18 protein-coding genes and 2 tRNA genes are annotated in these 21,224 nt (G+C 72.9%); 7 read left to right on the forward strand and 13 right to left on the reverse strand.

The genetic code is table 11. From position 1 onward, the window contains the following. Positions 1 to 93: 93 nt before the first annotated feature. The 3 genes from ACWCPY_RS32665 to ACWCPY_RS32675 all read right to left on the reverse strand — a co-directional run bounded on the left by ACWCPY_RS32665 (position 94) and on the right by ACWCPY_RS32675 (position 2,239). Positions 94 to 167, reverse strand: a tRNA-Lys gene (locus tag ACWCPY_RS32665). Between the two features lie 63 nt (positions 168 to 230). Beyond that, positions 231 to 989 (reverse strand): IclR family transcriptional regulator, encoded by a 759-nt coding sequence (locus tag ACWCPY_RS32670; RefSeq protein WP_451271088.1) that lies wholly within the window; start codon positions 987 to 989, stop codon positions 231 to 233. A gap of 290 nt (positions 990 to 1,279) precedes the next feature. Continuing rightward, the gene (locus ACWCPY_RS32675; RefSeq protein ID WP_451271090.1) at positions 1,280 to 2,239 is read right to left on the reverse strand and encodes a D-2-hydroxyacid dehydrogenase; all 960 of its coding nucleotides are present in this window, start codon (positions 2,237 to 2,239) and stop codon (positions 1,280 to 1,282) included. A 147-nt stretch (positions 2,240 to 2,386) separates the two neighbouring features. Between ACWCPY_RS32675 and ACWCPY_RS32680 the strand changes: the two genes are divergently transcribed. Further along, complete coding sequence (locus ACWCPY_RS32680; RefSeq protein WP_451271092.1) at positions 2,387 to 3,181, forward strand: maleate cis-trans isomerase family protein; 795 nt, start codon at positions 2,387 to 2,389, stop codon at positions 3,179 to 3,181. A 143-nt stretch (positions 3,182 to 3,324) separates the two neighbouring features. After that, positions 3,325 to 4,422 carry an LLM class flavin-dependent oxidoreductase gene (locus tag ACWCPY_RS32685; protein ID WP_451271094.1) on the forward strand — a complete coding sequence of 366 codons (1,098 nt, stop codon included), beginning with the start codon at positions 3,325 to 3,327 and terminating at the stop codon, positions 4,420 to 4,422. A gap of 19 nt (positions 4,423 to 4,441) precedes the next feature. Here the strand turns inward: ACWCPY_RS32685 and ACWCPY_RS32690 are convergent, their stop codons facing one another. Further along, positions 4,442 to 6,307, reverse strand: coding sequence for a putative bifunctional diguanylate cyclase/phosphodiesterase (locus ACWCPY_RS32690; protein ID WP_451271096.1), 1,866 nt, complete (start codon positions 6,305 to 6,307; stop codon positions 4,442 to 4,444). Between the two features lie 412 nt (positions 6,308 to 6,719). Here ACWCPY_RS32690 and ACWCPY_RS32695 point away from each other — a divergent pair, with 412 nt between their 5' ends. Then, positions 6,720 to 7,934, forward strand: a complete 1,215-nt coding sequence (locus tag ACWCPY_RS32695) for a M6 family metalloprotease domain-containing protein (protein WP_451271098.1) — start codon at positions 6,720 to 6,722, stop codon at positions 7,932 to 7,934. A gap of 63 nt (positions 7,935 to 7,997) precedes the next feature. Here the strand turns inward: ACWCPY_RS32695 and ACWCPY_RS32700 are convergent. From ACWCPY_RS32700 to ACWCPY_RS32730, 7 genes are all read right to left on the reverse strand, one after another. Beyond that, positions 7,998 to 8,071: transfer RNA gene (locus ACWCPY_RS32700), tRNA-Lys, on the reverse strand. Then, positions 8,062 to 8,775 carry a hypothetical protein gene (locus tag ACWCPY_RS32705; RefSeq protein WP_451271100.1) on the reverse strand — a complete coding sequence of 238 codons (714 nt, stop codon included), beginning with the start codon at positions 8,773 to 8,775 and terminating at the stop codon, positions 8,062 to 8,064. The genes ACWCPY_RS32700 and ACWCPY_RS32705 overlap by 10 nt, the downstream gene beginning before the upstream one ends. A gap of 132 nt (positions 8,776 to 8,907) precedes the next feature. After that, positions 8,908 to 9,249 carry a hypothetical protein gene (locus tag ACWCPY_RS32710; protein WP_451271102.1) on the reverse strand — a complete coding sequence of 114 codons (342 nt, stop codon included), beginning with the start codon at positions 9,247 to 9,249 and terminating at the stop codon, positions 8,908 to 8,910. 82 nt (positions 9,250 to 9,331) lie between these two features. Further along, positions 9,332 to 10,666 (reverse strand): AAA domain-containing protein, encoded by a 1,335-nt coding sequence (locus tag ACWCPY_RS32715; protein ID WP_451271104.1) that lies wholly within the window; start codon positions 10,664 to 10,666, stop codon positions 9,332 to 9,334. Further along, on the reverse strand, positions 10,663 to 12,270 hold the full coding sequence (locus ACWCPY_RS32720; RefSeq protein WP_451271106.1) for a hypothetical protein: 1,608 nt from the start codon (positions 12,268 to 12,270) through the stop codon (positions 10,663 to 10,665). Before ACWCPY_RS32720 ends, ACWCPY_RS32715 begins: the two co-directional genes overlap by 4 nt. Continuing rightward, the gene (locus ACWCPY_RS32725) at positions 12,261 to 13,445 is read right to left on the reverse strand and encodes a hypothetical protein (protein WP_451271108.1); all 1,185 of its coding nucleotides are present in this window, start codon (positions 13,443 to 13,445) and stop codon (positions 12,261 to 12,263) included. Before ACWCPY_RS32725 ends, ACWCPY_RS32720 begins: the two co-directional genes overlap by 10 nt. Beyond that, the gene (locus ACWCPY_RS32730; RefSeq protein ID WP_451271110.1) at positions 13,333 to 14,322 is read right to left on the reverse strand and encodes a phosphatase PAP2 family protein; all 990 of its coding nucleotides are present in this window, start codon (positions 14,320 to 14,322) and stop codon (positions 13,333 to 13,335) included. Before ACWCPY_RS32730 ends, ACWCPY_RS32725 begins: the two co-directional genes overlap by 113 nt. 244 nt (positions 14,323 to 14,566) lie before the next feature. Here ACWCPY_RS32730 and ACWCPY_RS32735 point away from each other — a divergent pair, with 244 nt between their 5' ends. Next, on the forward strand, positions 14,567 to 15,163 hold the full coding sequence (locus ACWCPY_RS32735; protein ID WP_451271112.1) for a histidine phosphatase family protein: 597 nt from the start codon (positions 14,567 to 14,569) through the stop codon (positions 15,161 to 15,163). A 6-nt stretch (positions 15,164 to 15,169) separates the two neighbouring features. Here the strand turns inward: ACWCPY_RS32735 and ACWCPY_RS32740 are convergent, their stop codons facing one another. Continuing rightward, complete coding sequence (locus ACWCPY_RS32740; RefSeq protein ID WP_451271114.1) at positions 15,170 to 16,534, reverse strand: tetratricopeptide repeat protein; 1,365 nt, start codon at positions 16,532 to 16,534, stop codon at positions 15,170 to 15,172. A 253-nt stretch (positions 16,535 to 16,787) separates the two neighbouring features. Between ACWCPY_RS32740 and ACWCPY_RS32745 the strand changes: the two genes are divergently transcribed. Further along, positions 16,788 to 17,234 carry a hypothetical protein gene (locus tag ACWCPY_RS32745; RefSeq protein WP_451271116.1) on the forward strand — a complete coding sequence of 149 codons (447 nt, stop codon included), beginning with the start codon at positions 16,788 to 16,790 and terminating at the stop codon, positions 17,232 to 17,234. Positions 17,235 to 17,341: 107 nt separating this feature from the next. Continuing rightward, positions 17,342 to 18,313, forward strand: a complete 972-nt coding sequence (locus ACWCPY_RS32750; RefSeq protein WP_451271118.1) for a spermidine synthase — start codon at positions 17,342 to 17,344, stop codon at positions 18,311 to 18,313. A 172-nt stretch (positions 18,314 to 18,485) separates the two neighbouring features. Here ACWCPY_RS32750 and leuA read toward each other — a convergent pair whose 3' ends face one another. Further along, positions 18,486 to 20,252 (reverse strand): 2-isopropylmalate synthase, encoded by a 1,767-nt coding sequence (leuA, locus tag ACWCPY_RS32755; protein ID WP_451271120.1) that lies wholly within the window; start codon positions 20,250 to 20,252, stop codon positions 18,486 to 18,488. Positions 20,253 to 20,418: 166 nt separating this feature from the next. On the opposite strand from leuA, the gene ACWCPY_RS32760 reads away from it, so the two are divergent. After that, on the forward strand, positions 20,419 to 21,120 hold the full coding sequence (locus ACWCPY_RS32760) for a FadR/GntR family transcriptional regulator (protein ID WP_451271122.1): 702 nt from the start codon (positions 20,419 to 20,421) through the stop codon (positions 21,118 to 21,120). The last annotated feature ends 104 nt before the right edge of the window (positions 21,121 to 21,224 follow it).

Genomic DNA, 21,224 nt, shown 5'->3' on the forward strand with positions numbered 1-21,224 from the left:
GCGACGCCGTACGCGACGAGCTTGGCGGTGAGCACCTGCCGGCGCCGCGGGGCGTAGAGGAAGGTGTACGTGAACCGCCCAGTGCGTTGTCTGTGCGCCGCCAGGGACTCGAACCCCGGACCCGCTGATTAAGAGTCAGCTGCTCTAACCAACTGAGCTAGCGGCGCCTGCTGACTCGAAAATAATACCTGCTCCCGAGGGGTGCTGATGACACCCCCGTCGGACGGTGCCTAGAGCGCCATCGACAGGAGGACCGGTGCCGCCCGTCGGTTCAGTGTGTCGGCCGCCGAGCGCAGGCGGTGCGCGTCCTCGATCGGCAGTGACAGTGCCAGGCAGCCCGCCGACGCGCCGGCCGTCAGCGGTACCGCCGCGCACACCGTGCCGACCGCGTACTCCTGGATGTCGAGCACCGGGACCGTGGCCGGCTGGCTGTCCAGCTTGGAGAAGAGCACCTTCTCGTTGGTGATCGTCCGCGAGGTGAGCCGGGGCGTCTTGTGGCGCGAGATGTGGTCGCGGCGGCCGTTGTGGTCGAGCTGGGAGAGCAGGCACTTGCCGACCGCCGAGGCGTGGGCGGCCGAGCGGAAGTCCACCCACTCGTTGACCGCGGGGGTGAGCGGGCCGTCGGCGTACTGCGTGACCCGGATCTCGCCGTCGACGTACCGGCTGATGTAGACCGCCGCGCCGACCGAATCGCGCAGTTGCGCCAGCATCTGCTGGAGCTTGGTCTCCAGGGCCTGTCTGCGGGCCGGGCCGGAGCCGAGGAGCAGGAGCGAGGAGCCGATGACGTACGCGCCGTCGGTGACCTGCTCCACATAGCCCTCGCGGCGCAGTGTCAGCAGCAGGGAGGCGAGGTGGCCGATGGGCAGTCCCGTCTCGCGGGAGATCTGGGTGTCCGTCACGCCGTTGCCGTGCTTGGAGACCGTTTCGAGAACACGAAGGGCGTACTGCACCGAATGGAACGGTGCGGTCGGTTCGGGCTTCAACGCCACGGTTTCCCCCTACCAGGTTGTGACCGCAAGCTCTGTCTTCACGATAGCCGCCAAGACCCTTCTCCGGGGCGGCTGTTGGCGACTCGCCGAGGCGTGGCACCTCCGTGAGCTGGGGCGCATCCGTCTGGCATATGCCAAAGTCAATGCCCTTCGGTGAGTGGCGAGGTCACAGCGCCGCGCACGGGAAAGCGCGGGTGTGTCCGTGCCCCGCGTCCGGAAAGATTTTTTCCGGTGAACCGGATTCGCCCATCCGGCCAATGTCGAACGTCAGTGCCGCTTTCGGTCCCGGATCACTCGCCCGGCTCCGGAACGGGTACGTAACCGCGCTGCTTGTCCACCACGTTCGGCAGCGGCTCACCGGCCGCCCAGAGTTCGTACATCGCGACGAACTGCTCGCCCAGCCGGTCCCGCCAGCCCGCCGTGTCGCCGCTCATGTGCGGTGACACGACCAGATCCGGCACGTCCCAGAGCGGGCTCTGCGGCCCCAGCGGCTCCTGCTCGAACACATCGAGCGCCGCGCCCGCGATCCAGCGCCTGCGCAGCGCCTCGGCCAGATCGTCCTCGACGACCATCGGGCCGCGCCCCACATTGATGAACCGGGCCGACGGCTGCATCAGCCCGAAGAACCGGGCGTCGAACATGCCGCGGGTCGACTCGGTCAGCGGAGCCGCGCAGATCACCCAGTCGGCCAGCGCGGTCAGCCGGTCCAGATCCTCGGCGCCGTGGATGGTGCGCCGCGCCCTGCGCCCCACGAGCGCCACTTGGACCCCCAGTGCGATCAGCAGCCTGGTGATCTCCCGCCCGATCGGGCCCGCGCCGACGACCACCGCGCGGCTGCCCGCGAGCTGCGTGGTCTCGCGGTGGCGCCACTGCCGCCGGCGCTGGAGCTCCAGCGTGCCGGGGAGATCCTTGGCGAACGCCAGCACCAGGCCGGTCACGTACTCGGCGATCGGCCGCTCGAAGATGCCCCGGGCGTTGGTCACCACCGTGCCGGAGGCCGTCAGCTCCGGGCAGAGCAGCCGGTCCACGCCCGCGCTCGCCGTGTGCACCCAGGCCGGGCGCGGTCCGTCTCCGGGCCAGGCGGCCCGTACCGCGTCGGAGGTGAAGTCCCACACCAGCAGCACATCGGCCGACGGGAGCCGCGCGGCCAGTCCGGCCTCGTCCGTGTAACGGATCCGGGCCCGGCCGGTCAGCCGGCCCAGCCGCGGTGACGGGTCGGTGTCCAGGACGAGCAGGGTGGGCTCTGACATGAGAGGCGGTCGCTCCGCTGCGTCTGGGATGTGCGGATTGACCACGCTCGCACCCGGGTCCCCACCCGTCAACAGGGCACCGGGGGAGTCATGACATATGGAGGAATACTAGGAGGAAACGGGAACAGGGAGGGCGGACCTGTGGACATGACGATCGTCGGAATTCTCTACCCGGGTCACTTCGCGGCGGACGACTTCCCGCGGATGGAGATCCTGCTCGACGCCGTCAGGCTGGTCGTGAACCGCACCGAAGTCGAGGAGGACGCCTACGGGATCGACGCCCTGATGCGGACCGGCTCGCCCGAACACCTGGCCGCCGGGGTGGAGGAGCTGCAACGCGCCGGTGTCGAGTCCGTCGTGTGGGCGAGCGGCGGCGGCAGCTTCCTGTACGGCTGGGAGGGCGCCCATGAACAGACCGCCGCCGTGGCCCGGGCGGTCGGCGTGCCCGCCTCCAGCACCTCCCTCGGCTTCGCCCACGCGGTACGGGAGCTGGGCGCCGGACGGGTCGCCGTCGCCTCCACCTACTCCGAACGGGTCACCGGCCTGTTCGCCGACTTCCTGCATGCCGCGGGCATCGACGTGGCCGGTACCCGCGCCGCCTCGCTCGGCTCGGCCGCCGAGGCCGCCGCCTGGGACCTGGACCGGGTGAAGGAACTCGCCGTCGCCGCCGACCGGCCGGAGGCGGACGTGGTGCTGCTGCCCGACACGGCACTGCACACCGCCGGGCATGAGGCGGACCTGGAGGAACTCCTGGGCAAACCGGTCCTCACCGGGAACCAGGTCACCGTCCGCGAGGGCCTGCGCCTGGCCGGCCGCCGCTCGTGGTCCCCGCGACTGGGCCGGCTCTTCGCCGCCCGGGAAGCCCCGCCGGCCCCGGTGGCCACCTGGGGCGAGGGCCGGGCACGCGCCCACAGCGGCAGGCACGGCCGGCCGGGAACGTGACTCCGGCCCATCCCGGAGACCCTCCGGCCCTTCCCGGAGACCTGCGGAGGGAATAACCGGAGACAACCTCCTGTTATGGGCTTCCGGACGTACGAGCCGGACGTACGAGCCGGACCGAGGCGCATCACCGGAGAGGTCAGCACGTGGACGAGATTCGAGGCGACGAGATCCGTGGCAGGGCGGAGGGAACGGCACCCGTTCCGCTCTCCGTGCTGGACCTGGTGACCGTCGGGCAGGGCCGCACCGCCACCCAGGCGCTGCGCACCGGTGTGGACATCGCGCAGCTCGCCGAGCGCCGCGGCTTCCACCGCTACTGGGTCGCCGAGCACCACTCCATGCCCGGCGTCGCCTCCTCCTCGCCCGCCGTGATCCTGGCCCACCTCGCCGCCCGCACCGAGCGCATCAGGCTCGGTTCCGGCGGCGTGATGCTGCCCAACCACGCCCCGCTGGTCATCGCGGAACAGTTCGGAACCCTGGAGGCCATGGCCCCCGGCCGCATCGACCTCGGCCTCGGCCGCGCCCCCGGCACCGACGGCGCGACGGCGGCCGCGCTGCGCCGCAGCGACCGGCTGAACGAGGGCGCGGACGACTTCCCCCAGCAGCTCGCCGAGCTGACCCGGTTCCTGGACGACGACTTCCCCGACGGCCACCCCTACGCGCGCATCCACGCGGTCCCCGGCCCCGTCCAGGCCACGGCCGACGGCGGCGTCCAGTCGCCGGCCCGCCCGCCGCTCTGGCTGCTGGGCTCCTCCGGCTTCAGCGCCCGGCTGGCCGGTGTGCTCGGCCTGCCCTTCGCCTTCGCCCACCACTTCTCGGCCCAGAACACGATTCCGGCGCTCGACCTGTACCGGGAGTCGTTCCGGCCGTCCGCGGTGCTGGACGCCCCGTACGCCCTGATCGGCGTCTCGGCCCTGGCCGCCGACGACGAGCGCGAGGCCCGCCGCCAGGTGCTCTCCGGCGCACTGTCCATGGTCCGGCTGCGCACCGGCCGCCCCGGTCTGGTCCCGACGCCCGAGGAGGCGGAGGCGTACGCCTTCAGCCCGATGGAGCGCGAGTTCGTGGACAGCTGGCTCGCCAACATCGTCCACGGCACCGCGGACCAGGTCCGCACCGGCCTCGACGGGCTGGCCAAGCGCACCGGCGCCGACGAGCTCATGATCACCGCCAACGCCCACGGCGGCGAGGCGAGGCTGCGCAGCTACGAACTGATCGCGGACGCGTACGGACTGCCCACGGCCTGACCCGGCCCCGCGCGGCGGCTCAGCCCTGCATCGGGCGGGTGCCGATCAGCTCGGCGATCCGCTCCGGGGCCACCGCGCGGGAGTACAGCCAGCCCTGCCCGGTGTCGCAGCCGATCCTGCGCAGCCGTTCCGCCTGGCCGGCCGTCTCCACACACTCCGCGGTGACGGTCAGGCCCAGCCGGTGCGCCAGCTGCACCATCGCCTCGACGATCGTCTCGTCGGCCGGGCTCGGGTGGGCGCCGTCGTCGTAGCGGAAGCCGCGTACGAAGGAGCCGTCCAGCTTCAGTACCGAGACCGGCAGCCGGCTCAGATAGGCGAGGTTGGAGTAGCCGGTGCCGAAGTCGTCGATGGCGATCCGTACGCCCATATCGCTGAGCGACTGGAGCGCCTGGATCGGGCGCCCCGCGGAGCCCATCACCGCGGACTCGGTCAGCTCCAGCTGGAGCAGCGAGGGGTCCAGGCCGGTCTCGGCGAGGATCTCCGCGACATCGGTGACCAGGTCGGAGTCCCAGACCTGGCGCACGGCGACATTGACGCTGATGAACAGCGGCGGATCGCAGGGGTGCTCCAGCTGCCAGCGCCGGGCCTGGCGGCAGGCGGACTGCAGCACCCACCGGCCGAGCTGGACGATCGAGCCGTCCTCCTCGGCGATCGCGACGAACCGATTCGGCGAGAGCATGCCGAACTGGGGATGGTTCCAGCGGACCAGGGCCTCCACCCCGCGCACGACTCCGTCGGCCATGCCGACCAGCGGCTGGTACTCGATGGTGAACTCGCCGCGCTCCACGGCGGGCCGCAGATTGGACGAGAGCGTCTGCCGGGTCATCCGGTGGGCGTTGCGCTCCGGGTCGAAGACCGTCCAGCGGGCCTTTCCGTCCGCCTTCGCCCAGTACAGCGTGGTGTCGGCGGCCTGCATCAGACCGGTGGCGGAGGTCCCGGCCACGGCCCGTTCCACCACCCCGATCGAGGCCGACACGGAGAGCCGCTGCCCGGCCAGGTCGAAGGGCTGCTGGAGGGCGGCGAGGACGCTGCGGGCCAGGTCGGTGAGCTGCTGCGTACCGGCGGAGTCCTCGACCAGGATCGCGAACTCGTCGCCGCCGAGGCGCGCCACGAGATGGGCGCCGGCGCGGTGCGGGCCGTCCTGGGCCGCGCAGTCGGTGAGCCGTGCGGCGACGGCGGCGAGCAGCCGGTCGCCGATCCGGTGGCCCATCGTGTCGTTGACGGCCTTGAAGCCGTCCAGGTCCAGATAGCAGAGCCCCACCCGGCCGTGCCCGGAGGCGCCGCCGTACGACGGGGTCTCCAGGGCGGCCGAGAGCCGTTCGAAGAACAGCGTCCGGTTGGGCAGCCGGGTCACCGGGTCGTGCATCTGGAGGTGGCGCAGCCGCTTCTGCAGCTCGCGCCGGTCGCTGATGTCCGAGACGGAGAGCAGCACCCGGCCGGATCCGGAGCCGTCGCCCGCACCCGTCACCTGCCCGGGCATCGGTACGACGGTGACCTCGGCCCACAGGGCGCGTCCGTCGGGGTGCTTGAGCCGGTGGGTGCAGCGGAATCGTGAGCGCCGCCCGTGCAGCACCTCGCGGTACGCGTGCCAGGTGCGGCCGTCCGCCGCGAGGTCGAGCAGATCGGCCGCGGACTGGTTGGTCAGCGCGGAGGCAGGGCGGCCGAGGAGGCCGCCGAGGGCTTCGTTGGCGGTGACGACCAGGCCCTCGTGATCGACGACGGCCATCGGGAGGGTGGCGGCCAGGAACGCGGCCCGGTAGCCGTGCGGCTCGGAGCACCCGGCTCCGACCGAGGGCCACGGAGGGTGACATTCCGTAGTGGCCGATCCTGCGGAATGCCGGGGTGTGCCCGCCGTGGGCCCGGGCCCTTCGGGGGTTCCGCTCACCGTTCGCTCCCGCCGTGCAGTTCTGTCCTGAACAGGTGTGGCCGGACTGGCCCGCCGCGCGGAGCGCCTGGTTCGAAGGCGCTGACCACGCGGGAAAGCCTGGTGAAGCATAGAGGTTGGTACGGCGGCCGTTCCAGCGCCCGACCCTTCCACGCCCCGCGTTCGCCCCGCATGGGCCATTCATGCGTAGCTCCGATTTGCACGTAACAGATCACTTCTGAGTGATTGCGTTCTCCTGCAAGGCCTCCCTGATCGATTGTGACTTTCTGTGAGGGTCAGGGTCTTGATCGATCGCTGACTCGACTGGGGCAGCCCAACAGGACGAAAGCCTCGAATCATCACAGGGTGGGTGGGTGACCGCATCTCGCACCCGGAGGTAGACGTGCCGCCGCGTCAACACAGATCCGGGGGAGTGGAGAGGCCGAGCCTGCGTGCCGTGGGTGCCGCCGTGACCTCTCTTCTGGCGCTCGCTGCCACCTCCCTCGTCGCCGGGCCCGCCGTGGCCGGCGCCGAAGGGGCCGGCCCCTGCGCCCTGCCCCGGACCGAGGCGCACCACTCCCTCGGCGTGAGCGACTGGAACGGTTCCTACCCCCGCCCCGACCACCCCCTCGACGCGGTCATGGTCTTCCTCTCCTTCCCGGACCACACCCCCGCCATGACCCCCGCACAGCTCGCCGCCGACCACTTCCCCGCCACCACCCGCTTCTTCCAGCGCGCCTCGTACGGGAAGTTCACCCTGCGCCCGCACCCGCTGCGGCAGTGGATCCGCATGCCCAAGACGTCCGACCGGTACGGGATACGCCGCGACTGGGACAACGAACGGCGCAGCAGCTATCTGCGCGACGCCGTCGCCGCGGCCGATCCGAAGGTCGACTTCTCCCGGTACGACATCGTCTATCTGGTCGCCGACCCGGACGCCCCGGGCGTCGACTCCGACGCCACCAAGGTCGTCAACTTCGACCGGCCGCTGCACGCCGACGGCACGGACATCCGCCGCGTCGTCACCGTCTTCGAGCAGCACCCGCCGGACCACAACGTGCTGGCCCACGAGACCGGGCACGTCCTCGACCTGCCGGACCTCTACCACCGGCCGTCCGACGGCAAGGGCGACTGGGACACCTACGTCGGCGACTGGGACGTGATGGGCAGTCAGTTCGGACTCGCGCCGGACCTCTTCGGCTGGCACAAGTGGAAGCTGGGCTGGCTGGACAGCCGGCAGGTGATCTGCGTCCAGAAGAGCCGGGACGTCACCCTGGAGCCGATGGCCGCCGTGCCCGAGTCCGGTGCCTCCATCGGCACCCGGCTCGCGGTGATCAGGACCGGCGAGGACAGCGCCGTGGCCATCGAGGCCCGCAGTGCCACCGGCAACGACAGCATGACCTGCACCGAAGGTGTCCTGATCTACCGGGTGCGCAACGGAACCCCGTCCGGCGGCGGCCCGGTCGAGGTCCTCGACACCCATCCCCGCACCGACGCCTGCTGGGACCGCTCGGTCTACGCGCCGCTCGCCGACGCCCCGCTGCGGGTCGGCGAGACGTACAGCATCCCCGGCGCGCACGCGAAGGTCGAGGTCGCGGACCGGACCCCGTCGGGCGCCTGGACGGTCCGGATCACCACCGGGACGTAGAGCACCCGGCATCCGGCGGACACGAAGAAGCCCCCCGCTCGCGCGAGGGGCTTCTTCCGTCTGTGCGCCGCCAGGGACTCGAACCCCGGACCCGCTGATTAAGAGTCAGCTGCTCTAACCAACTGAGCTAGCGGCGCCTGCTGACGTCGTAGACATTAGCATCCGGATCGGCGGGAGGAAAAATCGAATTCCTGACCATCGGTGAGGGCGCCGATCTGGTCACCCGCACGCAGGCCCAGAGCAGCACGTCGGGGCCCGGCAGCCAGGGACTGCGGGTGTCGGGGGCGACCAGCCAGCGGGGGCCGGGAGTGGTGGAGGTGCAGGTCAGGGGCGGGACGGTCACCGCGTCCCCGGTGCCGTGGCAGAGCAGCGGCGGGACCTTGCCGTCGGCCTCCTCGCCGTCGCCCGGCCCGGGCGGGACCATGGTCCCCCGCGGCACGGGCCCGCCGCCCCACTCCTCCCAGTCGAGCAGCGAGGGGAGCCGCTGGGCGGTGCCGGGCGAGGCGAACAGCAGCATCCGCCCCCGGTGCGTGGCCACCGGACCGGAGCCGGGGCCGTCGGACCACAGGTGTTCCAGCATCCGGCGCCCGAAGAGGGTGGGCACGTTCACCACGTCGAAGGCGGAACCGCACGGCAGGACCCCCGGCGAGGAGGGGTGGGCCTCCCACTGGGCCAGTGTGCTGCGCGGATACGCCGCGGCGCCGGCGAGCCAGGCGGCGCCGGCCGCCGTGACCTGGGCCGTCTGGTTCGCGGCCTGGTTCCGGAGAACGGCGAAGAGGCCGGCGTCCTGGTGGGTGTCGCCGTGGTGCAGGGTCGAATTGTCTGGCAGCCATGCGGTCATGCCGACATATCTACCGGGAGTGATCGAGCGGATTCCGAGAGTTGCCGGAAACCGGGACAGGTCGGGGTGCGGAGGAGTATCTTGCGCTCGGGCATATGCCAGTGGTTCTGCCCGGAGTCAGGACCGGGCCCCTCAGGGCGTGGCGCCGCCCAGCAGGCTCCGGCCGAACTCGACCATCTTCTTGGCGTAGTCCTCGGTCCACTGCGCGCGCTGCGCGATGTCCGCCGTCGTGAGCCGGTCGAACCGGCGCGGATCGGCGAGCTGGGCGGCCGCGATCGCCTGGAACTCGACCGCGCGGTCGCTCGCGGCACGGAACGCCAGGGTCAGTTCGGTGGCGCGGTCCAGCAACTCCCTCGGATCGTCCATCGACTCCAGGTCGAAGAAGTGCTCGGGATCGGCGACCGCCGCCGACGGCTCGAAGAGCAGGGGCGCGGGGCGCAGCCGCTGCTGCTCGTTCCGCTCGGGTTGTGCCATGTGGTGTTGCCTCCTTGGGTCGGCCCGGTGGCCACCCTCCATTGTCCAACGCCCCGCAAGGGGGCCCGGAGCACGGCGGCCGTCACCCCGCCCACCGCACCCGGTGCTCCGCCAGATGCGCCAGCACCGAGTGGTTCGCCTCCCAGCCGTCCGGGAACTTCACCGTGACGCCCAGCTGCACCGGCTCCGTCGACGGGTGCTCGTCCAGCAGCTCGGCGACGCCCGCCCGGCACACCACGACGCAGGCGTGCCGGTGGCGCGAGGCCAGCACGCAGAGCCGGCCCGTCTCCAGGTGGAAGGCCGTGGCGTCGGGACGGCCGGAGAGCGGGTGCAGGACCACCGTCACATCGAACTCGCGGCCCTGGAGACGGTTCGCCGTGTCCACCGCGACGCCCGTCACACCCAGCTCCGCGAGGGCCGCCCGTACCGCCGCGGCCTGGTCGCGATGGGCGGTGCCGACCGCGACCCGGTCCGCCGTCACCGGCACCGGGTCCGGCGAGCGCTCGCTGGTCGCCGCGCCGCCCCGGTCCAGCAGCCGGCGGACGACCAGGGCCACCGCGCGCACCGCTTCCGGATCGGTGCGCGGGGTGTGCCGGGCCGGGAGCTCCAGCAGGCCCCAGCCGGACTCCGCCGCCTCGTCCAGCACCCGGTCCGGGGCCGAGCCGTCGGACGCCACTCCGAACGACAGCCGCCGGTCGCCGTGGTCCGTACCGCTGCGGAACGGGGTGTACGGGTAGAACGCGTCCGAGACCAGCGGCGCGGCGGAGGCGGGCAGCCGCCACGACACCGGCAGCCGGTGCTGCGGCAGCCGGGGGTTGTGCGCGAGCAGCGTGGAGACGGCGCTCGCCGACGGGTCGTACGAGAGCCCCGCCCACTGGTCCGCGCCGACGATGGAGAACGGGTCCAGCTGGCCCGGATCGCCGACGAACAGCGCCCGCTCGAAGAGCCCCGCGACGGCCAGCAGCGCGTCCGAACGCATCTGGTACGCCTCGTCCACGATCGCGTGGCCCCACGGCTCGACGTTCTTCACGTGCGCCCACTTGGCGGCCGTCGAGATGACGACGTCGAGCCCCGCGAGATCGGACGCCTTGGCCGACTTCCGTACGTTGGCCAGCCCGTCCAGCACCTTGTCGTACGGGTCGGTGTCATTGCTGTGCAGCCGGCCGACCGGCAGCCCCGGATCCTTCTCCGCCAGCCGCACCACCAGGTCGTCGACCTGGGCGTTGGTCTGCGCGACCACCATCAGCGGACGCCCGGCCGCCGCGAGTTCGAGCGCGGCGCGCACCACGAGCGTCGACTTGCCGGCGCCCGGCGGTGAGTCCACCACGATGCCGCGCTCCGTACCGCCCAGGGTGTCGGCGAGGATCGCGTCGGTCGCCCGCGCGGCCTGGGCGCCCGGGTCGAATACGGCCGTCACAGAAGGTCCTCCGCGGTCACGGGGTCGGGGCTCTCGGCATGCCCGGCCGCATCCGGCGGGCCGCCGTGCGTCCAGGGCGTCTGCTCCGGGTCCGGCAGCTTCGGGCCGCCGCGCTGATCGTGCTCGAAGAGCGTCCAGGCGATCCGGTCACCCGGCTCGGGCACCGAACCCGGGGCCGGCTCCTTGCTCCGGCCCATCCGGTCGAGGATCCGCAGCACCAGCGGGGGCGCGCCCCCGTCCTGCGGCTCGGCGTACCCCACGAACTCGGCGGTCTGCGGTCTGCCCTCCAGCGAGCGGTACACCTTGGTGCGCTCGCCGAGATGCGGGTGCTCGTCCGTGCGGACCGTGACCAGCGGGCGCGGCGAGGGGCGCTTGGACTCGCTGTACGCCATCACCACCTCCGTCACCTCGGCGACGAACGCCTCGCCGGCCAGCCGCCGCCCGGCCAGCACCAGCGGATCGTCCAGCGCCTCCTGGGCCTCCAGCTGGGCCTGAGCCGTCTCCCGCGAGGCCAGCTTCTGCGCCGCCGTCACCGCGTCGTCCCGGCGCGGCTGCGGCGGCTCGCCCGAGCGCACCCGGTCCCGGTGACCGGTGAACGACCAGCGGTCCCTGGTCCAGCGGTCCTCGGCCCTGGCCCCCTCGGGGAGCTCCCTCAGCAGGTCGAGCCCGCGCCACACCGCGTCCCACGTCGGCCGCGTCACCCCGGCCAGCAGGGCCCTGATCTCGCGCTCGGCCGCCGTCAGTTCGCCGAGCCGGGCATCGGCCGCCAGCCCGTCCTCGGCGGCGGCGAGCGAGGTCCGCGCCCGGTCGTACTTCTCGATGGCGGGCGCCAGCAGCCGGTTGTCGAACGCCGGGTCCGTGGCCGGACCGGCCGGTGGGCACAGCAACTGCCCCTCGCCGTCCCGCTCCAGCTCCGCGCGGAGCGCCGCCGAGGCACCCGACTCGCCCGCCGGGGCGTCGATCCAGGCCAGCAGCGCGCCCAGGTGCTGGTCCTCCAGACTGCTCTGCCCGGTCGCCCAGTGCCGGTTCAGCAGATCGGTCGCGGCGAGCAGCAGCGAGGAGCCGGGCACCCTGGCCCGCTCCCCGTAGTGCGTCAGCCAGCGGCCCAGCAGCGGGACCCGGGCGGGCGCGGGGTACGGGGCGTCGGGGTCCTCCTCGGCCGTGCGGCGGAACCGCATCGAGCGGCCCAGCAGCCGGACGAACTCGATGCCCGCCCGGCTCGGCACGATCAGCTGCGGCGCGTCCGCGCACAGCTCGACCTCGACCTTGACCTTCTTCCCGGTCTCCGGATCGGTCTCGTTGCGCTCGGCCGGCTCGACCACGTCCTCGTACGCCTCGATGTGCGGCAGCACCGCCTCGGCCAGCTCGGCGAGGAACGCGAACCGCAGATCCCGGTCGCGCGGCTGCGAGACCGTCAGCAGCCGGGGCGCCTCCCGGTCGGTCCCGACGAGCGCGCCCAGCGGGGCACCCGCCTCACCGGCCGTGGTCAGCGGAACCAGCACGAGGGGCCGGTCGGTGAGATGGCGGTGCAGGACGGTGGCCGTCGGCCGGGCCCGGCCGCTCTCCACGGCCTCCAGCCGGGCCAGGGTGCTGATCAGCGACATGCCGGACCGCCCGCCAGCGCATCGGCGCGCAGGGCCGCCGCGCGCCGCAGGGCCGCGACCGTCGGATCCGCCGGATCGCCCTCCTTGCCCGCGGCGGCCGCCAGCACCTCGCCCACCGTGGTCAGCCCGCCGAGCTCACCGCGCACACTCCGCCCCAGCGCCTCCACCGCACCGGCCTCGCGGGCCTTCGCCCGGCAGTGGAAGGCCAGCTCGCAGGCGGCCAGGCACTCCGGGGCGTAGGCCGCGCCGACCGATTCGACCGCGGCGTCCAGCTGCTGCCGGGGGCACTGGGGGTCGAAGGTGGTGCCCTCGGGCAGGGCCGCCGCGATCTCCTCGATCCGGGTCAGCCTGGTCAGCTGGCGGCGGGTGACCGCGCGCTGCTTGCGCACGTCGACGACCGAGGCGGTGGGCAGGTTGGAGAAGTCCTTCGGGCAGACCAGCAGCACCCGGTGGCCCACCTCGGCGCCCTCCGTCAGCTCCGCGATCCGCTCCAGCGCCAGCACGTAGACGGCGGACTGCCGGGCCGCCGCGCCGACCTTCGCCGCGTCGGCCGAGCCGTCGACCATGGGGAAGGACTTGATCTCGACGACCGTCCAGGTGCCGTCGGGGTGCACCGCCACCGCGTCCGGCTCCAGATAGGCGGGGGAACCCGCCACCTCCAGGGCCAGCATCGGGTGGTCCAGCAGCGCCCAGCCGCCCGCCTCGGTCGCCTCCCGCAGCGCCAGCGCCGTACGCGCGGCGCGGCCCTCGGGGCCCGCCGCCGTCAGATCGGGCACCGAGATCTCGTGCGGCGCCCCGGCACCGCCGCCGAGCCGCTCGTACAGCAGCCGCATCAGCTCCGTGCCCCCGTCGGCCTTGACCTTGGCCTCGAAGGCGTTGCCCCGGACGAGGGCGAACTGCGACTGGCCGAAGGGCGCCGGGGAACCGAGCGCCGAGGCCAGCGCGGCCTTGTCCACCCCGGCGCCGTCGAGCAGGGCGCGGCGCCGGCAGCCGGGGTTGGCGGCGAGGGCGGCCAGTGCGCGGGCGTCCAGCGGGCGGGGTGGGACGGCCGGTCCCCGCAGCTCAGCGAGCCGCTGCCGGAGTGTCGTCCCCCGTGGCTCCCGCTCCCGTGGGGGCGGTGTCGGCCCGGGTCGGTCGACCTGCCGAGGCGTCTGCGTCGGCCGGTGCCGCGGCATCGGTGGAGTCTGCGGAGGTGGTCCGCTGGCCAGGGATTCGCTCACCCGCGGAAGTCTTGCATCCGGCACTGACAATCGGGGACTCCACGACCGGGGCGACCCGCGGGAAGCGGGCTCCGACCAGGTCCCTGACCCGGTCCGCCAGCCGCATCACGGGCCGGGCCAGCAGGGCTCCGACGCCCATCACGGCGGCGCCCGCGACCGCGTCGAGGAGGTAGTGGTTGGCCGTGCCCATCACCACGAACGTGGTGATCAGGGGGTAGGCGACGCCCGCGGCCCGGATGTACGGGTTCTTGCTGTGGCGCCAGAGCAGGATGCCGCACCAGAGCGCCCAGCCGACGTGCAGGCTCGGCATCGCCGCGTACTGGTTGGTCATTCCGCCCATGCCGCGCGGGGCGCTGGCCTCCGTGCCCCACCAGCCGTACGAGCTGTACTGCGCCATCGTGTCGACGAAGCCGTGCCGCGCCTCCAGCAGCCGGGGCGGGCAGGTCGGCATCAGTGTGAAACCGATCAGGCCGAGCAGGGTGGAGGTCATCAGCCAGGTGCGGGCCCTGCGGTACACCTCCTGGCGGCGGCGGAAGAGCCAGATCAGGACAGCCGGGGTGACGAGGTAGTGCAGGGACGCGTACGCGAAGTCGGAGGGTATGCCTATCGAGGGGTGCGCGGTGAGCAGCCGGTTGAGCGGATGTTCGAGGTTGATGTGGAGCGTCTTCTCCAGGCGCAGGATGCTCAGGCCGTGGTCGACGGCGGTGGACACGTCGCCTCGCGCCACCAGCCGGCCCGCCGAGTAGGCCCCGTACACCAGAGCCAGCAGCGGCAGCTCGGTCCACCAACGGGGCCGCGGGGGCGGCACGGGCACGGTGCTGGCATGCTGCATCCGGAATTTCTCCATCATGTGTTCATGCGACCGAAGGCGGGCGTTCAACCGTACGGTGCGGCTCGGTCGCTCTTCCCCCGGGGTCCTTTCGGGGCTCCCGGCGCGCGCACATTTCTCCGCGCAGAGTGGGACGCGTGTTCGGCCCGGGAGGTTGCCTCGCGATCACGTGCGCGATGATGGGAAAACCGGATGATCCATGTCGCCTCGATCGCCGGCCTCAGATCTCAGTTCAGGGAGAGCCGTCATGGCACCGCGTATCCTGCTCGCCCGGCACGGCCAGACGGAATGGTCCGTCAAGGGCAATCACACCGGCAGGACGGACATCCCGCTGCTCGACACCGGCCGGGCGGGCGCGAAGCTCCTCGGCGAGCGGCTGCGGCACGGGCCGTGGGCGGAGCTGCCGGGCCTGGAAGTGCGCACCAGTCCGTTGCTGCGGGCCAGGGAGACCTGCGAGATCGCGGGATTCGCGGACCGGGCCGAGCCGTGGGACGCCCTCATGGAGTGGGACTACGGGGCCTACGAGGGGATGACGCCGGCCGAGATCAAGGCGATCCGGCCGGACTGGTTCATCTGGCGCGACGGGGTGCCGGAGGGCGAGACCCTGGCCGAGCTGTCCGCCCGCGCCGACGAGATCGTGGAGTGGGCCCGCTCGGCCGACCGCGACGTGCTGGTCTTCGCCCACGGGCACATCCTGCGGGCGCTGGGGGCGCGGTGGCTCGGCGAGGACGTGTCGTTCGCGGCGCGGATCCGGCTCGACCCGACCTCGCTCTCGGTGCTGGGCTGGGCGTACGGGGCCCCCGCGATCGAACGCTGGAACGACACCGGCCACCTGGACCGTTAGCGGCTCCTACGCGGAGGCGGCGGCCTCCGCCGTTTCCGCGTACCGCTCCAGGAACTCCCGTACCTCCGCCACGTACCGCTGCGGCTTCAGCACCCCCACCGCCTGCGCCAGCATCGCCCGGATACGGGTCGACTGGACGCGGTCCAGCAGGTCGAGCACCTGATGACCGGCCGCCGCCGCCTCCGCGGCCCGGTCCGCGTGGGCCAGGTCCCAGGTCAGCTCGGCCCGGTACAGCGCCTGGTTCCGGGTGAAGTGCGGGTCCTGGAGCCGGGTGGCCCGGAGCGCGTGCCGGGCCGCCCGCGGCCAGTCGCCCAGCGCCGACCAGCACTGCGCCTCCAGCATCTCCAGCTCCGCCTCCCGGAAGAAGGTCATCCACTCCGGATCGGCGTCGCACGGACCGCGCCCGAACGCCGTGTGCGCCCGGCCGAGCGCCCGCTCGCAGCCCGTACGGTCCCCGAGCCCCGCCCGGCCCCCCGCCTCCCGCAGCGCGAGCAGCGCCAGCAGCCGGGGCGAGCCCAGCGGCTGCGCCGCCCGCTGCGCGGCCTCGGCGGCCCGCACCGACTCGCGGGGCCGCCCGGTGTCCCGGGCGAGGAACGACGTATTGCAGAACGCATGCGCCTCCAGCGCCGGATCACCGGCCACCCGTGCCGTGGCGAGCGCCTCCGCGTAGTGCGAGCGGGCGTCCTCGAACCGGCCCGAGTCATGGGCCAGCCAGCCCACCGAGATGGCCAGTTCGCCCGCTCCGGCATGCAGCCGGTCGGCGGTGGAGCGCCTGGTGGCCGTTCCGGAGTCGAGCAGCGCGTACGCCGCCCGCAGCGGCTGGAACGCCTTGCGGTACAGGCCGTCGCCGCCGTGCCGGTCGTCGAGCAGCCGGATCTGCCGCACCGCCTTCTCGACGGTGCTCACCTCGCTCTCGCCGACCCGCCGCGGGTCGGGCCGGGCGGTGGCGGCAGCGGCGGATACGGAGCCCGGGCCCGGGCTCAGGGTCGCGGCCGCCATCGTGGTGGTGCCGCTCGTCATGAATACGCGACGCAGCACGTCGCTCTCCTCGTCGGGGTCGCTGTGGAGCGTAGGGGGCGGTGGGTTCTCGGCAGTGGCCCGCGCCCCCCGGCCGCGTACGGTTTCACGCGACGAGAAGCCCAGGTCCGCCAGGGTCGTCCCGGGGAACATGTGCAGGAAGACCCGTTCGTACGCGTAGTTGGGGCAGCGGATCTCCCCGGACTCCACGCGTCCGATGTACCGGGCGTCGCACGCGACCTGCTCGCCGATCTCACGGGCCGATCTGCGTACCGCGGCAGCGAACTCCCCGGCGGAGCGCTGTCCGCGCAGCCGCCGGAAGGCGAGGTTGGGCACTGCCCCTGTCGACACCATGGGCGGGGACCTCTCTTCTGCAGCTCTTCTGCAGCCGGGCTTCCTGCTTCCGGTGTCCCGGCGGAGCAAGAACGTACCTGCTGTGAGGAGCCACACACACGGCGTTTGCCAATAAAGGGGGCATCTCGCCCACGATCTGCCATGAACTGCCACCCTTTGCGGCGGCGTGGCACCGTAGCCCTTGACGCCGTCGGGGCGTTGGTCCATGAGGAGACGGAATCCGGCTCCGCCCGGCGATGAGAGGAGAGGTCCCTTGTTGCATCTCGGCACGGAGACCGACGCGCGGACGAATGCGACGCCCCCGGCCGCAACGGGTGCCCCGGCGCCCACCACTGCCACGGACGGCCACGGCGGCGAACCCTGCGACCTGGTGACCGTCCCGGCCCGCCAGGGCCTGGAGGCCGTGGACATCCTGCGCCGGGACGCCGAGCAGGACATCGGCCCGGTCCTGCACGACGGCGCCTGCGACACCCTCGGCTTCCTCGTGCCGCCGGGGACCGCCGAGGCCTGGGACGTACCGGGCAGCGCCTGTACGCAGACCGCCGGCCGCGGGCTGCGCATCCCCGCCGAGCCGCCCGTCACCGGCAGCGGCTGGCTGCTGCCGCCCGGGAACGACGCCCCGGTCACCGACCCGGCGGTGCTGCGGGCCGCGCTCGGCGAGGCGGCCCGGCTGATCGAGGCGGCCGACAACTGCCGCTGACCGCCTCCTCGCCCGCGCGCCCATAATGGGCAGGTGGGCGGGTTTCCCCGGCACGGCCGGTTCCCTACCGGTCCGGAGCGAAGAGCAGTGAGCGGGCACGAGCAGCGGTGGCACGTCGAGGAGCGTCGGGCGGAGGTGCGGGCGCCCGTAAGCGGTCCGACCGCAAGGCCGGGAGCAGGGCCGGGAGCACGGCCGAGGAGAAGAGCGGGGGCCGGGCCGAGCGCGGCGCCGGGCGCGGCGGGCGCAGGACGGAGCCCCTCGCCGAACCGGTGGACGGCTCCCTCGCCGAGCTGGTCCCCGACCGGGAGCGGCCGCGCGCCTGGACGCTGACGCTGGACGGCGCCCCGCAGTCCCATGTCGATCTGGACGACCCCACGTTCCTGTCCTTCGAGTACCAGCGCCGGATCGGCCACATCGCCGATCTCGTCGCACCCCCCGGACAGCCCCTGCACGTGGTGCACCTGGGCGGCGGAGCCTTCACACTCGCCCGCTACATCGCGGCGACCCGGCCCCGCTCCACCCAGCAGATCGTCGAGGTGGACGCCGCGCTCGTCCAGCTCGTGCGCCGGGAGCTGCCGCTGGACCCGCAGGCCAGGATCCGGGTCAGGGCCACCGACGCCCGCGCCGGGCTCGGGAAGATCCAGGACGGCTGGGCGGATCTCGTCATCGCCGATGTCTTCAGCGGGGCCCGTACCCCCGCACACCTCACCAGCACCGAGTTCCTCGCCGAGGTCCGCCGGGTCCTGAAGCCCGGCGGGAGCTACGTCGCCAACCTCGCGGACGGGCCGCCGCTGACCCATCTGCGCGGCCAGATCGCCACCGCGGCCGCGGTCTTCCCCGAGCTGGCGCTCGCCGCCGACCCGACCGTGTGGCGCGGCCGCCGCTTCGGCAACGCCGTGCTGCTCGCCTCGGACCTGCCGCCGAAGGTCGCGGAGCTGACCCGCCGGGTCGCGACCGATCCGCATCCCGGACGGGTCGAACACGGGCGCGCGCTCGCCGACTTCACCGGCGGCGCGGCGCCGGTGAGCGACGCGGACGCCAAGCCGTCCCCGGCGCCGCCGCCGTCGGCCTTCGGGTAGGGTCTTTCGTTCGGATCGGGCCGGATCAGGGTGCGTGCCAGGCCCCGCGAGCCCGGCATGATCCAGACGAGAGGCCCTGCGCGTCGGCGGCCGGTCGGGCGATCCCGACCCGCGGTGGACGGGCGTTCCACGCGCAGAGGACCGCCGACGCCCCACGTCCGCCGGACAGGCCCTACCCCGCCCGGTTCACCGCCGACAGCACCGCCAGGATCGAGGCCGTGAGGACCGAGGTGTCCTGCCCCGCCCCCCAGCGCACCTCTCCGTCCACCCGGCACTCCGCGTACGCCATCGCCGGGCTCCGCTGCCCCGGACCCGTCGCGTGCTCCGTGAAGTCGAGGACGTCCACCTCGATGCCCGCGGCGGCCAGCGCACGGGTGAACGCCGACAACGGACCGTTGCCCGTGCCCTCGTAGTCGCCCTCCCGCTCGTCCACCCGCAGGGTGCAGATGAACCGGTGCTCACCGGCCGGGTTCCGGTCCGTGGACCAGGAGGTCAGGGCCACGTTCCCGTCCCGTCCGGGCAACAGGTACGTCCTGTCGAACAGTTCCCACAGATCCTTCGGCGTGGCCTCCAGACCGCTGTCGTCGGTCGCGGCCTGCACCGTGCGCGAGAAGTCCGCGCGCATCCGGGCCGGCAGGTCCACCCCGTGGTTGCTCCGCAGCAGATGGGCGATGCCGCCCTTCCCGGACTGGCTGTTGACCCGGATGACCGCCTCGTACGTACGTCCCACGTCCGCCGGGTCGATCGGCAGATACGGCACCGACCACAGCTCGGAGCCGCTGCTCGCGTGATGGGCGAAGCCCTTGCTGATGGCGTCCTGGTGGGTCCCGGAGAACGCCGTGTACACGAGATCGCCGCCGTACGGGTGGCGGGGCGGCACCGGCAGCCGGTTGCAGTACTCGACCGTGCGGCGGATCTCGTCGATGTCGGAGAAGTCGATCATCGGGTCGACGCCCTGGGCATGCAGGTTCAGGGCCAGATTGACCAGGTCGACATTGCCGGTGCGCTCACCGTTGCCGAACAGGCAGCCCTCCACCCGCTGCGCACCCGCCAGGACGGCGAGTTCGGCGCACGCGGTGCCGGTGCCGCGGTCGTTGTGCGGATGGACGGAGAGGATCACCGAGTCCCGCCGCTCCAGATGGCGGTGCATGTACTCGATCTGGTCCGCGTACACGTTCGGCGTCGCGATCTCCACCGTGGCGGGCAGGTTGTGGATGACCGGCCGGTCCGGGGAGGCGTCCCACAGCTCGGTGAGGCTGTTGCAGATCTCCAGGACGAAGTCGGGCTCGGTGAGGATGAACACCTCGGGGGAGAACTCGAACCGGACGTCCGCCCCGGGCCGCGCCCGCGCCAGCCGTTCCATCCGCCGCGCGGATTCCAGCACCGTGGCGTGCACCTCGGCCCTGCTGCGGCCGAGCACCACGTCGCGCCAGACCGGTGCGGTGGGGATGTACAGATGGACGACCGCGCGCTCCATCCCCTCGATGGACTCGAAGGTCCGGTCGATCAGGTCCGGTTTCGCCGGGGTGAAGACGACCACGGTGACGTCGTCCGGCACGGCGTCGCCGCCGGCCAGATGCCGGACGAAGTCGAAGTCGGTGCGGCTCGCCGACGGATAGCCGATCTCGATCTCCTTGAAGCCCATCGCGACGAGCAGATCGAACATCCGGCGCTTGCGCGGCGTGTCCATGGGCTCGGCCAGTGCCTGGTTGCCGTCGCGCAGATCCACCGGCACCCAGAGCGGGGCACGTTCGACACGGGCCTGCGGCCAGGTGCGGCCGGTCAGCGGGACCTCGACGCGGTCGAAGGTCGAACGGTAGCGGTGGGAGGGCATGGAGCTCGCCCGCTGCGGATTCCAGCGGGGGGCGTCGGCGGGCACGGGCCCGCGCGGGGTGCAGATCGTGGGGAAGCCGTGCATCGGTGACTGACGGTCGGACATGAGGACGGTCTCTTCTCGCATCGCCGGACGCGACCGGCGCAGCACGGCATCCCGCGGCGGGGTGCCGGTCGCTTCAGGCCCCGCCGCGGCAGCCGAGAAGAAGGAGACCGCTGTGCGTCATGGCCGGTAGAGTAACCATCGATCAAGTCCTCAGACAACCTGACAGGTGAATGCGGTGTCCTCGCTCGGTCCACTCCGTCCCAGCCCCCTGGTCGAACAGGCCGCCGACCATCTGCGTGAGCAGATCACCGAGGGGCACTGGCCGGTCGGCACACGGATTCCCGGCGAGACGACCCTGGCCAGGACGCTCGGCGTGGGCCGCTCCACGGTCCGCGAGGCGGTGCGCACCCTGGCCACGCTCGGCCTGCTCCAGTCCCGTCAGGGCGCGGGTGTCTTCGTCATCGCCGACCGGGTGACGGAGGACTGGCCGGCCCGGCTGAGCCGGGCCGCGGTCACCGACGTGTACGAGGTGCGCATGCTGATCGAGGTCCAGGCCGCCCGGCTGGCCGCACGGCGCCGTACGGACGAGGACCTGGCCGCCCTGGACGCGGCACTCTCCGCGCGGCGGGCGGCGGGAGCCGGGGGAGACGCGGAGTTCGTGGACGCGGACATCGCGCTGCACCGGACCGTGGTGGCCGCGGCCCACAACCCCGTACTCACCGATCTCTTCGGCGAGTTCGCGCCCGTGCTGCGGCAGGGGCTCGTCGACCTCGTGGAACTGCTCGGCCTGCGCCGCGAGGACCCGGGTCACGGTGATGCCGCCCATGACGCGCTGGTACGGGCCGTGGTCGCCGGGGACGCGGAGTCGGCGGGCCGGGCCGCGCAGGCCGAACTCGAAGCCACGCTGGCCCGGTTGCGGGCGGCGTAGGGCGGGCCGGGCGCAAAGTCGCGCCCGCGCGGGGCCGGCCGATTCCAGGGGCGCGGGAGAACGGCTTCGGAGAGAGAAGGCGGGCGCGCCCCCGACCGCCCCGC

It is taken from the genome of Streptomyces sp. NPDC002403, assembly GCF_053593015.1.

Coding starts and splice junctions, on each gene's coding strand:
- ACWCPY_RS32675 (WP_451271090.1), bottom strand. CDS start 2,239: ATGTCAGAGCCCACCCTGCTCGTCCTGGACACCGACCCGTCACCGCGG.
- ACWCPY_RS32680 (WP_451271092.1), top strand. CDS start 2,387: ATGACGATCGTCGGAATTCTCTACCCGGGTCACTTCGCGGCGGACGAC.
- ACWCPY_RS32705 (WP_451271100.1), bottom strand. CDS start 8,775: ATGACCGCATGGCTGCCAGACAATTCGACCCTGCACCACGGCGACACC.
- ACWCPY_RS32710 (WP_451271102.1), bottom strand. CDS start 9,249: ATGGCACAACCCGAGCGGAACGAGCAGCAGCGGCTGCGCCCCGCGCCC.
- ACWCPY_RS32720 (WP_451271106.1), bottom strand. CDS start 12,270: ATGTCGCTGATCAGCACCCTGGCCCGGCTGGAGGCCGTGGAGAGCGGC.
- ACWCPY_RS32725 (WP_451271108.1), bottom strand. CDS start 13,445: ATGCCGCGGCACCGGCCGACGCAGACGCCTCGGCAGGTCGACCGACCC.
- ACWCPY_RS32730 (WP_451271110.1), bottom strand. CDS start 14,322: ATGCAGCATGCCAGCACCGTGCCCGTGCCGCCCCCGCGGCCCCGTTGG.
- ACWCPY_RS32735 (WP_451271112.1), top strand. CDS start 14,567: ATGGCACCGCGTATCCTGCTCGCCCGGCACGGCCAGACGGAATGGTCC.
- ACWCPY_RS32740 (WP_451271114.1), bottom strand. CDS start 16,534: ATGGTGTCGACAGGGGCAGTGCCCAACCTCGCCTTCCGGCGGCTGCGC.
- leuA (WP_451271120.1), bottom strand. CDS start 20,252: ATGTCCGACCGTCAGTCACCGATGCACGGCTTCCCCACGATCTGCACC.